The organism is Microcystis sp. BLCC-F209 (assembly GCF_041928595.1).
Lineage (GTDB): Bacteria > Cyanobacteriota > Cyanobacteriia > Cyanobacteriales > Microcystaceae > Microcystis.
In genome coordinates this window covers 1-1,264 of sequence record NZ_JBHFLL010000313.1, presented here as the reverse complement: position 1 = coordinate 1,264, position 1,264 = coordinate 1, and the positions used below count along the sequence as shown (strand labels likewise).

At 41.4% G+C, this 1,264-nt stretch carries 2 pseudogenes; both read right to left on the bottom strand.

From position 1 onward, the window contains the following. A pseudogene (locus ACE1AQ_RS20855) lies at positions 1-174 on the bottom strand (Uma2 family endonuclease); the annotation flags it as partial. A 654-nt stretch (positions 175-828) separates the two neighbouring features. After that, positions 829-996, bottom strand: a pseudogene (locus ACE1AQ_RS20850) (DUF4277 domain-containing protein); the annotation flags it as partial. Between the last annotated feature and the right edge of the window lie 268 nt (positions 997-1,264).

Here is a 1,264-nt window from a genome sequence, read left to right as displayed (position 1 = left end):
CATATTGCCCCCCACATAGCCATCTTCCCTGGCAGCTAACCAGGGGAACAAGGCATCAATGAGGATATCCATCTGGAGTTTATGTCGTTGGGTTTCCATGGGAACGCCGTCATCGCAGGGCAATTCATCTTGGGTAGGCAGCGAAAGTGAAGAAGGGGCAATAGTTGAAGTCATCGGAGTCACGCTGGTGATGAGACTTAAGGAGCTTTTTCCCCTAGCATTAGGGAGAATATCTAGCCGCTAGAATTGAGACGGGGGCAAAATGTTATGGTAACTATAGCCTAACTATAGCAGTTTTCATCAGAATGAGGCATGGGCAAGGGGCTTAAACCCTTTGTTGGCAAAACTTGTCGATACCTCAGTAACGTGAAAAGCGCTATATCCATTGCTCTTGCTCAAGATATCACTGTATAACTCTGAATATTTTTGTGCCTGTAACTCCCAAGTAAATTGCTGCTTCACTTTTTGCCTTGCCCGAATGCACAATTGGTTATGGCTTAAAGAAAGTTGTAACAATTTTAAGCATCGCTGTTCTATCCAGTCTGGGTCAATAATCTGAACCAATGGTTGATGCTTGTTACTTGCAACTGTTAATTCGTCCAGTTTGTCTGTATAAAATGCTACACTTTTCGATGCGCTTATCCTGTCAAACTAATCCTATTGAAAGACTTAATAATACCTTTCGACAAAGGATTTCTAGACCAGTAAGAGAGAGTCTATCTTTCTCTAAAATGGATAATCATATCGGGGCTATTTATTTGGTATTTTATCCATGACTACAATGTACAACAAAGCAAAGCATTAAGCCTCTATCACTACTGGCGAATCACCACCTCCATTTAGGATGATAGCTTTCACGATTGTGCCAGCACTAATTTTCTCTCTCTTATCCATTCCCAATGCTTGATTAACCAAATCTTCAATTCCTAATTCATCAACAATTCCCGCAACTATCCCTAAGATATCTAAGTTTTTCACCTCGATTTCCTGTCTCATTTTTTTCTCTAGCTATTAGCGGTTGACTTCAATTATTATCTCATCTCTGTGGTCTTAGCAGTTCGAGTATTTATACTTAGGGTCTGCTGAAAAAGTTTTTCCTGGGGGTAGGAGTCAGTAGCCGGTCGTCAGTAGCCGGTCGTTTCAGGCTTTGTTGCCCTTGTTTTTTGTACCAAGCGATGTACCACAAGAAGGATAATGCAAGGTTTTTGAAAGTCCCAATCCTATTTTCGCAGCATGAACATCGGACTTTAACAGGTCAAAAGCC